The 12,477-nt window shown below is 58.4% G+C and carries 10 protein-coding genes, 1 tRNA gene and 3 pseudogenes; 5 read left to right on the top strand and 9 right to left on the bottom strand.

What is annotated here, in order from left to right; genetic code table 11:
- Window positions 1-544: 544 nt before the first annotated feature.
- Both ASF25_RS22095 and ASF25_RS22875 read right to left on the bottom strand, forming a co-directional pair.
- Window positions 545-1,641, bottom strand: a protein-coding gene (locus ASF25_RS22095; RefSeq protein ID WP_156369014.1) for an IS630 family transposase whose coding sequence is annotated in 2 segments (ribosomal slippage) — window positions 545-1,110 and window positions 1,110-1,641 — 1,098 coding nt in all. Because the reading frame shifts where the segments join, the coding sequence is not laid out codon by codon here.
- A 65-nt stretch (window positions 1,642-1,706) separates the two neighbouring features.
- Window positions 1,707-1,859, bottom strand: a pseudogene (locus ASF25_RS22875) (IS3 family transposase); the annotation flags it as partial.
- A 315-nt stretch (window positions 1,860-2,174) separates the two neighbouring features.
- Here ASF25_RS22875 and ASF25_RS15645 point away from each other — a divergent pair.
- Together ASF25_RS15645 and ASF25_RS22870 are read left to right on the top strand one after the other, a co-directional pair.
- Window positions 2,175-3,530: an ATP-binding protein gene (locus tag ASF25_RS15645; protein WP_056305694.1), complete on the top strand. Its 1,356-nt coding sequence runs from the start codon at window positions 2,175-2,177 to the stop codon at window positions 3,528-3,530.
- A complete protein-coding gene (locus tag ASF25_RS22870; RefSeq protein ID WP_156369013.1) occupies window positions 3,530-4,477 on the top strand; it encodes an O-methyltransferase in 948 nt (315 codons plus the stop codon). The genes ASF25_RS15645 and ASF25_RS22870 overlap by 1 nt, the downstream gene beginning before the upstream one ends.
- 13 nt (window positions 4,478-4,490) lie before the next feature.
- Here ASF25_RS22870 and ASF25_RS15635 read toward each other — a convergent pair whose 3' ends face one another.
- A complete protein-coding gene (locus ASF25_RS15635; protein WP_056305691.1) occupies window positions 4,491-5,348 on the bottom strand; it encodes a hypothetical protein in 858 nt (285 codons plus the stop codon).
- 184 nt (window positions 5,349-5,532) lie between these two features.
- Between ASF25_RS15635 and ASF25_RS15630 the strand changes: the two genes are divergently transcribed.
- A tRNA-Glu gene (locus ASF25_RS15630) sits at window positions 5,533-5,607 on the top strand.
- Window positions 5,608-5,982: 375 nt separating this feature from the next.
- On the opposite strand, the gene ASF25_RS15625 is transcribed toward ASF25_RS15630, so the two are convergent.
- From ASF25_RS15625 to ASF25_RS23700, 5 genes and pseudogenes are all read right to left on the bottom strand, one after another.
- On the bottom strand, window positions 5,983-6,792 hold the full coding sequence (locus ASF25_RS15625) for a hypothetical protein (RefSeq protein WP_056305689.1): 810 nt from the start codon (window positions 6,790-6,792) through the stop codon (window positions 5,983-5,985).
- Window positions 6,785-8,125 carry a DNA cytosine methyltransferase gene (locus ASF25_RS15620; RefSeq protein WP_056305687.1) on the bottom strand — a complete coding sequence of 447 codons (1,341 nt, stop codon included), beginning with the start codon at window positions 8,123-8,125 and terminating at the stop codon, window positions 6,785-6,787. Before ASF25_RS15620 ends, ASF25_RS15625 begins: the two co-directional genes overlap by 8 nt.
- Window positions 8,118-8,585 (bottom strand): very short patch repair endonuclease, encoded by a 468-nt coding sequence (locus ASF25_RS15615; RefSeq protein ID WP_056305685.1) that lies wholly within the window; start codon window positions 8,583-8,585, stop codon window positions 8,118-8,120. Before ASF25_RS15615 ends, ASF25_RS15620 begins: the two co-directional genes overlap by 8 nt.
- A 349-nt stretch (window positions 8,586-8,934) precedes the next feature.
- Window positions 8,935-9,599: pseudogene (locus tag ASF25_RS15610) on the bottom strand (IS5 family transposase); the annotation flags it as partial.
- A 91-nt stretch (window positions 9,600-9,690) separates the two neighbouring features.
- A pseudogene (locus ASF25_RS23700) lies at window positions 9,691-9,887 on the bottom strand (IS630 family transposase); the annotation flags it as partial.
- A 496-nt stretch (window positions 9,888-10,383) separates the two neighbouring features.
- Here ASF25_RS23700 and ASF25_RS22860 point away from each other — a divergent pair.
- Together ASF25_RS22860 and ASF25_RS15605 are read left to right on the top strand one after the other, a co-directional pair.
- Window positions 10,384-10,752, top strand: a complete 369-nt coding sequence (locus ASF25_RS22860; protein ID WP_156369011.1) for a hypothetical protein — start codon at window positions 10,384-10,386, stop codon at window positions 10,750-10,752.
- Window positions 10,753-10,754: 2 nt separating this feature from the next.
- Entirely contained in the window at window positions 10,755-11,258 is a 504-nt protein-coding gene (locus tag ASF25_RS15605) for a hypothetical protein (RefSeq protein WP_056305683.1), read from the top strand.
- Between the two features lie 488 nt (window positions 11,259-11,746).
- On the opposite strand, the gene ASF25_RS15600 is transcribed toward ASF25_RS15605, so the two are convergent.
- A complete protein-coding gene (locus ASF25_RS15600; RefSeq protein ID WP_056305682.1) occupies window positions 11,747-12,436 on the bottom strand; it encodes a recombinase family protein in 690 nt (229 codons plus the stop codon).
- Window positions 12,437-12,477 lie beyond the last annotated feature (41 nt).

Here is a 12,477-nt window from a genome sequence, read left to right as displayed (position 1 = left end):
CTTAGCGACGATCTCTCCAGCCGTATGATTCTTCCGTCCCATAAAAACATCCTCCAAATGACCCAAGGCCATACATCAGGGAGGACCACTTTTCAGGGGGCAGGCCAAGTGCCGTCCGCTCGCCCTGCCATCGTCACACGACCGACGATGCACTAACTTCAAACCTGGGCCACTGAATGGGGGCAGGCCAGAGCGCCCTAAGGTCCATCGAAACTACGCGACGGAACCAAAAAACACCGGTCTTGGGGTGGGGCCAGAGCTGTGCCATTCTCAGGGCCATTTGTACCACCCAATTGTACCACTCGGGCTGCCCTAAGTCTCTGATTTTGCTGTTTGCTTTTGCGGATCAGCGGCTTAGCCGACTGATGGTGCCCAGGAAAGGACTCGCAAGCCCTTCCGCTAAGCCATTGATATTACACAATTCGATTAGGCTGCCGGCATTTCTTTGTGTACCGGTCTTGTGAACCGGAGTCCACCTCGCGAAACAAAAGCGCGTCGCCCTTCGACAGCAGCCTCCGCGACACGTTATACCAACCCTCACTGATCAGAACTCATGGTCCCATCGGCGCAGTCCGATGGACATGATGCGCCAGGGTTGGGCGATGAGCGTGTTCCAGGCGTCGCAGCAGTGATCGAGGATGTCGTCGTAGGATTGGAAGATCCGGTTTCCGAGCCAGTTGTCGCGAAGGAACTGCCAGAGGTTCTCGACCGGGTTGAGTTCGGGTGAGCGCGCCGGCAGGGGCAACAGGGTGATGTTGCCGGGAACCGGCAGCTTCCTGGTGGTGTGCCAGCCGGCCTGATCGAGCAGGAGGACGGCGTGAGCGCCAGGAGCCACGGTTGCCGAAATCTCTTCGAGATGATGGGCCATCGCTGACGTGGTGCAGCGGGGCATGACCAAGCCTGCACCGACGCCCCGGGCCGGGCAGATCGCCCCGAAGATGTAGGCCGAGGCCGTGCGCTGGTCCTTGGGGGACGCGGGTCGCGTTCCGCGCTTGGCCCAGCGCCGGGTCAGGGTGTTCTTCTGGCCGACACGGGCCTCGTCGCAGAACCAGACTTCTACCGGCTTGCCGCCGACAGCCTGCGCGATGTCCGCCAGACGGTCGGGGAAGTCTTTTTAAAAACAGCCGCGGCGTCCGGATCCTGGGCGTGATGGCGCCGGCGGGCGGAGAGCTTGGCGAAGCCCATGGCCCGCAAGAGTCGGCTCAAGGTCTGCTCGGAGACCGACACGCCGTGATCCTCGGACAGGATCTGGGCCAGATCGCACAACCGCCACCGCACCACACCGTGTGCAGCCGGCGTCGGTCCCTGGTCGACCAGCGCCTTGAGGACATCGCGCTGGGCGGCGTTCAGGCGCGGACGGGCCCCGGGGGCCTTGCCGTCGATCAGCCCGTCCGGTCCATCGGCGTTGAAGGCCACGACCCAGTCGCGCACCGTTTGCAGCCCGACACCGCCGATCTCGGCCGCTTCCGAGCGCAGACCACCCGCGGCGATCACCGACAGCGCCAACAGGCGGCGGGTCTGCGCCGGATCACGCGAACCCTTGGCCAGACCGCGCAAGGCCTCGGCATCGAAGTCCGATCGCAGCGGCACCGGAGCAGCCATCGCATCCTCCTCAGGCTCCAAACCCAAGGAAAGAATCACGACCGAGATGCAGACGCTACCCCGCGTGAGTCCTGCTCAGCGAGGCTTGGTATTAGCCGCCTTCAACCAACCGCTGCGATCCAGTCCTGAACGGCCTCGTCAATGAACTCCGGCCCGCTGACCGAGCGGAAATGGCCAAGCACCCCGCGTAGGTTGAACCGGTCCGAGAGCACGTCGATCACGTCCAGCGCCTTGAGCTTACGATCAATCCGGATGCTGGCTGCATGAGCGCGCCATGCAGCCTTGCCCCTCGGCGAGAATGGGGTGTGCAGACCGACAATAGGAATCGTTCAGGTCTCGGTGCGGGCTGGAGCGAAGCGACGACACGGCCCGGCCCGCCCCGACCGATTACCCTTGCGGTGCGGGGAGGGACGGCGCCCTTAATCCGCGTGAGGGATCGTTACCCGGAGGGCCGTGACGCCAGCGACGGCACCGGGCCGTGCCTAGAGCCCGGTCCACAGGACACGCCCGCATTCGCTAGTAACTTCCGAAGACATACATGCTACGGTCGCGAAAATGTTTCGAGGGCGTGCATGGTAGATCTGCAGGATGACACTCCCCTATCCGACGACGAGATCGACGTAACGCCGACGCGCGCCCTCTTCGTCGAGATGTTGACTCGCGATATCCAACTCGACCGTGCGGTTCTCGACTTGGTTGACAACAGTATCGACGGCGCTAAACGCCTGCGCCCCGGCCACGACTCGGACCTTACCGGGCTAGAGCTGAAAATCGTGCTCGATAGCGACAAATTCGAGATCAGCGACAACTGCGGCGGCATAGGCCACGACATCGCGAGGCGATACGCGTTCCGCTTCGGTAGAGCGAAGGGTATGGCCGCCACCCCCGGATCGGTCGGACAGTTCGGCGTAGGAATGAAGCGCGCCCTGTTCAAATTCGGACACCGGTTCGAGGTCGTTTCCACAACAATTTCCGATGAATTTGTACTGAGAGTGAACGTCGACGAGTGGGAGCAGGCAACCGGGCCGTGGAAGTTCGCTTTCGAGTCCAGCGCTACGGGTTTAAGCAAACCCATCGAAAATACCGGAACGACCATCCGCGTATCGCCGCTCCGATCTGATACGCAGGCGCAGTTCGGAAGCAAGACTTTTCAAAACGCCCTTGGCCGGCAAATTCAGTCTGTTCAGCAGCAATATCTGGACCGAGGGTTGCGGATCGTTTTCGACGGTAAGTCTCTGCTCGCAACTCCTTGGAAGCTGTTGCAGGGCGGCGGTCTGGAGCCGATGTTTACCGAAGACAGCTTGAGCATCGGCGTCGGTGAGATTAAACGGCGCATTTACGCAGGCCTCGGGCAGTCCAGTCCACAAGAGGCTGGATGGTATGTTTTCTGCAACGGACGACTGATCCTTGCGGCGGATCAGTCGAAGACGACCGGGTGGGAGCGAGACGAAGGCTCCGAAGGAGTGACTATGCCCAAATTTCACGGGCAATTTTCTCGTTTCAGGGGCTACGTCTTTTTGGATGCAGAAGACGCTTCTGTACTACCGTGGAATACGACGAAAACCGGCGTTGATACAGATACGGACGTTTGGAGGAATACATACTCCGAAATGCGCCGTGCGATGCGCCCAATCATCGACTTTTTAAACAAAGTTAGCGACGAAAACGAACGACCCGTGAATGATCGGTCGCTGACCGAAGCCATTGCGAAAAGCATGGCGGTTTCGGTACGATCAATCGTCCGGTCCGGCCCGTTCTCCACCCCGGTGGCGCGAAGCGGTCCGAAACCTCCGCCGTGGACTTCCATCCAATTTTCACGGCCGAAATCTCAAGTTGATGAGTTGAGGACACACTACGACGCAGGCTCCAACTCCGAACTCGGAGGTATCCTGTTCGACGAGGCCTTTAAAGCGAGCGACCGCAACTAATGGCCGCTAGTTACCGCGAAATCGACTATCGAATCAGGCCTGGGAAGCATGCCGAACGCCTAATGATGGTGGAGGCGTTCCGCCGCCTTCAATTCGGATCGCTCGAAAGTTATCAATATATCGGGCTAGGCTCAGTCTACTTTAGCGATTTTAGACTATTCCATAGAGCGCTCGGTATGACAAAAATGGTTAGCGTGGAAAAAGCTGCGCATGATCGGAAGCGCTTCGAAGCGAATATTCCTTATGGTTGCATCGAAATGTCGTGGGGAGATACGGCTTCCGAGCTGCCCAAAATCGATCTTGGGGTGCGTTCGATCATCTGGCTGGATTATGACGGACGACTCAGTAAGTCGATCCTCGGGGATATTCGAGAAGTTGCCGGACGGGCGGCCGGCGGCACGGTACTAGCCGTCACCGTTCAATCTAAATACGACCGTTCCACGGGGGACGATGGAGGGGATAGATCACTGGCGGTCATACAAGAGTCGTTGGGCCTCGACCGGATACCTATTGAAACGACTCCGCAACAATTGCGAGGCATCGGGACCGGCCATCTTTTCAGAGACGTCATCATCGAAGAAATCACCAGGTCGATCAGCGACCGGAACGCCGCTCGCCATCCCGGTCAACACATGAAGTTCCGGCAGTTCATCCATTTCGGTTATGAGGACGGCGTCCGGATGATGACGGTCGGAGTCATATTTTACGATGCGGGACAGGAAGGTCTTCTCGGACAATGCCGGTTTGAGGATTTGAGCTTTTATCGCGATGGTAGCGATACCTTCGAAATCGTCATTCCTAAGCTAACACCGAGAGAAATCGGCTTTCTGGAAAGTCAGATGCCGCGTTCGTTCGATACCGTTGATCTAGCGGCAATCCCACCAAAGGATGCAAAGCAATATACTAATATCTATCGATATTTCCCGAATACGACATTCATAGAGTAATCAAGTATCGGCTTTAATCTGGCTCGGGCGTTCGATACACAGCTAAGTCAGCTTGGGTGATCGCCGATGCCTTGGTGAGACGATAATGACGCTCGCGAATGATCGAAACGTCGCTCCCGTCGAACGTGAGTTCGAACAGGCCGATCACGTCGTTTGCCATAAACTGCGCTGAAATCGGGCGCGCAATGCAATGCGAATACCGCAGCTGCGATTGGCAGAAAACGGTGTCCTGAATGGTCTGAATGACGCCGAGCACGTCGTTCTTACTCTTAGCCTGCACAGGAACGATATACTGCGCACCTCGCGCATCGACGCCTACATAGAGTTCGTCGATCTCGATTTGACCATAGTTCGCAATTTTCGTCCGAAGATGATTTTGGAGTGAGTAAGCCGTAACCCCGAGAAAGATGTCGATCAGGCGATTGTACCGAATCTTCGCAAGGAGAGCTTGCTCGTCGGTAAGCGCATATTGAGCGATGATTTCAGGAGTGGCATCGGGGATTTTTCGAACTAGCAGCCCTTTGGTCGGCTGGATATAAGCGAGCGTGCTGAGACGAAACCGGTAACGCGCATCGCCGGCTCCGAGAATAAGCCAATGCTTGCCGTCCGGCTGCGTTGCAAGAATTCTATCCGGGAGCTTGCGCCGGTAGCGGAACGTGTAGACCACATCGCCGAGGTTTTTAGGTTTTTTGACACCAATCTTGGCTGCAGTAACTTCGATCTCTTCACGAGCGAACTCGAAATCGTCGGCACCTTCAACGAAATGATCGAAAAATATCGACTCTATGATCGCGCGGTATGCTTGAGTTTTTTTAGGCGTAATCAGTTCAGCAACCGGTTCGCGCAGGTCGACTTCTTCCATATCAGCCATTGGTGATCTTTAACCTGCCTTGAAGATGGTGTTCGACGCTCACGAACATGCCTTCCGCTTCTTCGGCGACTCATGCCGGCGTGGCATATACGACAACATATCTGGCTTATGATGCATCAAATGGCGAGGCACGAAACCGCTTGTTAAACGGATGATGAGAGTTTAAGGAGATTCGCATGGCTAAGCGCCCATCGTCTAGCGGTTAGGACAGGTCCCTCTCACGGATCAGACCGGGGTTCGATTCCCCGTGGGCGCGCCACTTAGTCCAGTAGGCCTTCGTGCCTGGCCAGGGTGAGCATACGGTACCGGATCGACGTCGGGGCTCTCTGGAGCTTGTGTGCGATCTCGGTGTACGGGACGCCTTCTGCGGCCCACGCACGCATCTGCACGTCTTCTTCGTTCGTGAACGGCACAACGCTGCGACCATCGCGCACGAATGGAAGACGTGGTCGTTTGCTAGGCTTCCAAGCCTCAGGTGGTTCAGCACCAAGCATCAGACACCAATGGGTGATCGTCCCGATGCTTTTCCCCATCCGCCTAGCAATGGCCGATTTGGTGACCCCCTCCTCTCGGAGGCGGACGATCTCAGCCTTTTCCGCATCGGTGGTGGGGTTCGTCTTACTGGTCTTCTGCGTCATTCCCGGTAGGCGACGATGCTGGCTCGATCAAGATCACGAGCGGGCATCAGCCTATAGTGCCGCTCTTGCACGACTCGCACCATATCATTTTGGACAGTTAGCTCAAACATGGCGACGCGCTCGTCACTCATGAACTGCGCTGAAATAGCCTTGCACCGCATCCCTGGATATCGCTGCTCGACCCAGCAGATATCTTGACGTGCTTGAACTACTGAAATTTGGTCCTTACCGCCCTTCGCCTGAACTGGAATAGCATAATGACAACCATACCGGTCAAGGCCAAAATAAAGCTCGTCAATCTCGATTTGACCAATTCCCTTTACGGTCGTGCGTAGATGGTTCTGGAGCGAATAGGTCGTGAGGCCCAGAAATGTGTCGATCAAACGGTTGTAGCGGACAATTGCGAGCAGGGCCTGCTCGTCGTCCTGAGCGTAGACGCGAATGAGTTCCGGGGTCGCATCCGGTATGCCGATCGTAACTAGGTCTGTGCGCGGCAGCACGCGGTTATAGCGGACCAGCTTAAAAGCGTAGAGCGCACGACCGGCCCCCTCAATGATCCATTCCATTCCTGGGGGCTGAGTTTCTAGAACGCTCTCTGGCATCGGGATGCGATACCGGATGGCATAAATCACATCGCCCTGGTTCTTAGGGAGCTTAATGTCCAGCTCCCTAGCGGCCTCCTCAATGGCGCTGCGCGGAAAGGTCAAATAGGTCGCCTCCTTGCCCTGTGCCTTCCGCGTTTCGTTGAAAATCTTCTCGACCAATAACTTGTAACGGTTCTCAGGAGCGGCGGTCGCTTTAGCCATGGTACGCAGCCAAGGCTGCGAGCCGCGCTTGCTCTGTCTCACCCTGAGAGCGCTTCCGCGCCCCGCTCTTACGGTCCCGCTTTCCGTTCGGCGCTGGAACGCCGAAGTGCCGAGCCGCCTCGGACGAGCCCATGTAAAGCAGGTCCACAGCTCCGAGGGTCATGACCTTGCGCGGCCGCTTCGCCACAACCCCGAGGGCGCGGATCACCTCAGTGGCAACGGCGCGCGCCAAGGGTGGGGGCACCGCATTCCCGATCTGTCGAGCACCGTGCCACTTCGTCCAATGGAGCCTGAACCAGTCCGGGAAGCCATGCAGGCGCGCCATCTCGCGGACTGTGATGCAGCGGGGGTGGGCGTAGTGAATCGGACGGGGGGACGTGAAAGCGCCGCGTGCCCCGTCCGTCCCGGCCCGCAGGGTGTTCGAGAGGCCGTCCGGCCGGAGCTTGTAGAACCGCGAGATCGGCTCGGTCAGGCCGGGCAGGGTCGCCGCGAACCGAGCCTGGGAGATCGCAGTATGCTCCGTCCTCCAGGATGAGGTGAGCACGGCCGGGTCCCAAGTCCGCGCATAGCCGTGATGCCATGCGTCGTTGGACAGGCAACGCATCTCAGCGGCGTACCTGCTCGGTGTACGGTAAGCGGCCGTTCTCACCGCGTCGGAGGCGTTCAGTACATCGAAGGCGTTCGCGTCCGGTAGGTCGTCCAACGCTTCCTTGCAGGTCGGCCCCGGCGGAAGGTCGGCGGTCCCTCGGACCCGGTCAGCCGGCCTAGTGATCGAAGCCGGGTAGACAGGCAAAGGGGTGCCTCGCTTGGCGCCAAAAAGGATGAGGCGCTGGCGACGCTGGGGAACGCCGTGCTCGGCCGCATCGAGGACTTGCCAGGGGAGTCGGACATCGTAGCCGACCTCGTCGAAGGCGGAGACGATCTCGTCCAGTACCTTACGATGCAGACCGAGGGTCAGACCCTTTACGTTCTCGAACACGAATGTCCGGGCACCGAGCTCGGCGACTAAGCGCACAAACTCCTGGACAAGCGCGTTGCGCGGGTCGTCCAGCACCCGGTGTCCGATAAGGGAAAAGCCCTGACACGGGGGGCCGCCGAACACGCAGTCCACGGTCGCGTCGCCAATGCCGGCCGCGGCGCGAATCTCCTGGGCGGTGACGGCGGCTACGGATCGCGGGATGACAGCGCAGTCGGGGAAATTGAATTTGTGGACCGCGCAGTGGACCGGGTCGATCTCGACGCAGGCCCGGATGTCGAAGCCCGCCTGTTCGAAGCCGAGGCTCATGCCTCCTGCCCCGGCAAAGAGGTCAATGCCTATCGGTCTGCTACTCATCGATGCCCACGCTACGGTCGCCCCGGGATGCAGCGCCATTCGCCCGCGTCCGAGGCGGCCCCAGGAACGCAACGAGCTTCTCCGTGACGACAGATAGGTTCTTCGACTCGCATTGCCAAAGAGTCAACGATTCCCAACCAAGCTCGCCTAATCGCTTTTCGGCCCTGATGTCGCGCTCCTTGTTGCCCTCGATCTTGGGGACCCAGAACTCGGGGCGAGACTTCGGGGGCTTCCCTTTGGCGCAGCCGTGCCCGTGCCAGAAGCATCCATGCACGAACACCACTCTGCGCCTGGATGGGAATACGAGATCGGGCTTGCCCGGCAGGTCTTTGCGGTGGAGTCTGAAGCGGTAGCCGAGTGAGTGGGCGAGCTTGCGCACGACCATCTCAGGGCCAGTGTGTTTCTGGCCAACGCTCTGCATAATGCGCCGTCGCTGCTCAGGGCTACGGGTGTCCGTCATCCTTGAGATATCGCGCTGGTCTCAGGTGCGGCAAGGGAGAGTCAGGGTTCTAGCGCTATGCATATCGTATGGCCTATCGGATTGGGCCGATACCTTGGGCGTTTATCAACGCCGAGTCCGAAGCGTTCCCCTGGGGTCGGGATGATGCAGCAGTCCACACCGTTCCTCCGGAACCCGTTTTCGCTTGGGCATCGTCAAACGAAGAGTGCGAGTAGGGCGTTCGTCGACGGCCTCTATCAAGTGCGGTTCGGAACTAGAGCCGCATCCGATCAGGGTAGGTCAAAGGCATTGAAGTCTGCGGCTATAAGGTAGTCGCAGCATTCGTCTGGTGTGAAGCGTCTAGGGCGTGTCATCGCTTGAGCCAATCGAGGGCGGCTGCGAGGGAGAGGACGCCCATGAAGCTGACGGCAGTCTTCTCGTAGCGKGTGGCGATGGCGCGCCACTCTTTGAGCCTGGCCCAGAGACGCTCGACCTGGTTACGGTTGTTGTAGATCCAATCCGGGCAGGCCACGGGCGCTTCGTGGCGCTGAGGCGGGATCGCAGGCCGAGCGCCCATATCCCAGATGTGTTCGCGAAAGACGTGGCTGGTATAGCCGCGGTCCCCYACGACCCATTTGGGCACMCCCGGSAGTTGGTCGAGCAGGGGAACAGCGTGAGGAAGTTCATGGGCCTGACCGGGCGCCAGCCGGAAGGCGATGGCGCGGCCCTGCCCGTCGGCGATCACGCAAGCCTTGGTGCCATACCCGCCACGCGAGCGGCCAACAGCTTCACGAGCGTCTCGCTCGGCTGCAGATCCCCCCTTTTGGCGGCTCCCGCCGYCTTTTGGTGCGCCCGAACGTTCGTGCCGTCGAGGAACACCATACCGAGTTGGACACCGCGCTCCTGCACGAGGTGAAGAAGCCGCTCCCAGACGCCGGCACGCGACCAGCGGATGAAGATCTGGGCAGCCCGCCACCAGGGTCCCAATTCCTCGGGAATAGCTCGCCATTTGGCTCCGTTCTGATGCCGCCAAAGATCAGCCCATTGCGCGTCGCTCAGCATCGTCCCTCCTCCATCAGAGAGACGAAAACGCAAGCCCAGCCAATCTGTTCAGGCGACGACAGGCCCTAAAGGTCTGTTTGATAGTGACGTAGAAATCCGCGACCGTGCGGGCAGCATGGGCACGCAGCCCCGCTTTGAACAGGGCGAAGACATGTTCGACCGGATCTAAGTTGCTTCGCGGTCCTTCTGTTCGGGAGAGTACGCCGGCGGGTAGAGCAGGTAGGCGCCGGTTACCTCGATACGCTCGCGGATGCCGCCTAAGGTGAAGGACAGGGTCGGTGACGGACTCCAACGATCCAATGCGCGATCTGAAGATTCACGCCATCGAGGGAGTCGGTACCATAGCTCAGCTTATTGTCGCGTACCTAAAAAAACAAGTAAATACTAAAAGAACTGATGGCTGGAACGTTTATATTCCCGATACAAGACTGATATAACCGGTAGTAAGTTGACAAAGCAAACGATCTATGTTAGTATTTAAATAAGATAGGATTATTGCATTGATTCAGCCTCACTAACTGTAGGGCGGCATTTCTATTTCATAAGGATAAATTACAATGTCACGCCCAAATATGTTCTCGGGTGCTGGACGCGTGATCGAAGTGATCGTGCGAATTCCAGAAGATCGGCTTACTTCCCTTCGGACTCTTGCCGCATACTACGGCACCGATGTCCCTTCATTTATGCGTTACCTTTCTTTTGAGCGCCTTGACGAATTCGAGAAAGATCAGGCGACAAAGCGGAGGGTTTCTGTCGCATGACTACGGCTTTGCATAAGCTAAGGCAGCGGATTTACGCTCAGACGCTCCGAGACCTGAAGCCCCTGGAAGGTATCAAGTCCTTCGAAGTGAACGAAATTCTTTATAACCGCACACGCGTCATTGATGATGACCTTGTGGTGGTCTCAGATGATGGCACTCCGACAGGACAGAGTTACGAAGAGTTCGTTGAGACGATCAAGACGGCACGCCCCGATTGCTTCGAACCATCGTCAGAGAAGACAGTAACCGCTGGAAACCCTTTCGTCCGTGGCCCTGCCTATAACGTTACAAATCAAATGCGTATGATGCGATCGGACCCCGATACTGCGCGTCGTCTCGAAGCTGAAGCACAAAAGAAGAATTGAACATGGAACAGCACAATTCAAAAGGATGGCTTAACAGGCGCAAGCTCTCGGAGATTAACCGTTACGAGAATGCCGATGAGGAACGGCTTGCGATCCGGCGCGAGCGTCAGAAGCTATACGACGAACAAGCCGCCAACGCCGAAGCTGCCAAGGCCGCTCAAGATGCCGCTCTTGTGGAGTCGACGTGCCGGTGCGTTGCGTGTGGCGGAACGGGTCGGACGACGATCACCAAGGCCGCCGGCATCATCGAAGCGATGCATAATTTCGGCTTTCAAGGATACAAGCCCTCGCGTCAGACGGTCATCGCCCTCGACGCCATCGCGAAGGGAAACCCTAATCCGCCGGGTGCTGCGGTTGTGACGTTCAGTTACGGGTCTATCTCGCCCGCCCCCGGTCATGTGTCCCCGTCCGTCGAGATCACACCCGTTGCGGTCGAGACACCCAAGGCCCCCACCAAGGGGAAGAAGACGGTTTTTCTCTCTGACGGCGCCTTGATCGAGGACTGACGACATCGCGCCCGCTGTGTTCGGCCATGAGGGTGTTGCACAGTGATGGCGCGGGGCGACCGGGTTTGGATAGGCTCGGTCGCCCATCATCGCATGGGTATCGAGGGCCGCCGTGTCTATTGCTCCACCCCTGGTAGGGAAGAACACCCTCAAAGAGAAGCGAGACCATCGAGACAGAGACTACGGATCATTGCACGCGCCGAATGCAATGGTCTCCCCGACAGCATAACGATCCTTCGTCAACAGTCGTGTATGTCTGTCCTCTGCCTACTGACTGCACAACAAAAGGGCATTTATTGATTTATCGATATTATGATTGGGAATTATGCACAGATATACCCCGCTTCCGCAGAGGAAACGAGGTTCAAACCGCCTTCAGATAAATATAAGAATAATATTCTATTTATCGGCTATTTATAGGATAATTTGCCATGCTGTTCGCTATCCACCTTCCGGCGCTGGTAGCGTTGGCCTGTTCGATGCTCATCCTACATACGGGCGACAACGCGCGAGACCTGAACGGATGACCATTTCCCGCCACGTGCGGCAGGGATGCCCCTGGCGTTCAGACCGTCCGCAAGTTCCTTGAGCGTCACCGACCCTTCGGACCTAATCTCAGCGATGATGCCGGACAAGTCCCCGGCCCGTCGATTGGCCTTGGCCTGACGCTTCACCAAACCGATTTCCCGTCCCTTGGCTGCTACGTCAGCGAGGTTGCCCCGATCACCACCAAGCTTCACGCCCCTCGCCTTAGCCGCTGCCAGAGCCTTCCGGGTGCGATCCGAGATCATGCCAGCCTCAAGCTCGGCCACGGAAAGAAGCTGCCTCAGCATGAAGGTACCGACCGGACCCTCAACGTTCGGCATGTCGCAGAACTCAACCTCAACCTCAGCGGCGACGAGCTTGGCCATGAAGTCGGGGTTGCGCGTCAGACGTGAGACGTTCGCCACGATGAGCTTGGCACCCATCACACGGCAGTAGGCCAGAGCGCGGTCCAACTCGGGACGCTCCCGCTTGGCCGTGCCGGTCTCAACTTCGGTGAAGGTCCCGACGACGGTCCAGCTTCCACCGTTCAACCGCTCCCGCACGGTCTGCGCCTGAGCCTCAAGGCCGAGACCTGAGCGACCTTGCTTCCCGGTCGAGACCCGGAAGTAGGAGACGTATCGACCCTCAGCCATGTCCACACTCGCAAAACGTTTCGTGCATCGTTCGATGTTCT

This window comes from Methylobacterium sp. Leaf100, from assembly GCF_001422845.1.
GTDB lineage: Bacteria > Pseudomonadota > Alphaproteobacteria > Rhizobiales > Beijerinckiaceae > Methylobacterium.
This window is presented reverse-complemented; position numbering and strand designations above follow the sequence as displayed.

Coding starts and splice junctions, on each gene's coding strand:
- ASF25_RS22860 (WP_156369011.1), top strand. CDS start 10,384: ATGACTACGGCTTTGCATAAGCTAAGGCAGCGGATTTACGCTCAGACG.
- ASF25_RS15615 (WP_056305685.1), bottom strand. CDS start 8,585: ATGACGGACACCCGTAGCCCTGAGCAGCGACGGCGCATTATGCAGAGC.
- ASF25_RS15625 (WP_056305689.1), bottom strand. CDS start 6,792: ATGGCTAAAGCGACCGCCGCTCCTGAGAACCGTTACAAGTTATTGGTC.
- ASF25_RS22870 (WP_156369013.1), top strand. CDS start 3,530: ATGGCCGCTAGTTACCGCGAAATCGACTATCGAATCAGGCCTGGGAAG.
- ASF25_RS15600 (WP_056305682.1), bottom strand. CDS start 12,436: ATGGCTGAGGGTCGATACGTCTCCTACTTCCGGGTCTCGACCGGGAAG.
- ASF25_RS15620 (WP_056305687.1), bottom strand. CDS start 8,125: ATGAGTAGCAGACCGATAGGCATTGACCTCTTTGCCGGGGCAGGAGGC.
- ASF25_RS15605 (WP_056305683.1), top strand. CDS start 10,755: ATGGAACAGCACAATTCAAAAGGATGGCTTAACAGGCGCAAGCTCTCG.
- ASF25_RS15635 (WP_056305691.1), bottom strand. CDS start 5,348: ATGGCTGATATGGAAGAAGTCGACCTGCGCGAACCGGTTGCTGAACTG.
- ASF25_RS15645 (WP_056305694.1), top strand. CDS start 2,175: ATGGTAGATCTGCAGGATGACACTCCCCTATCCGACGACGAGATCGAC.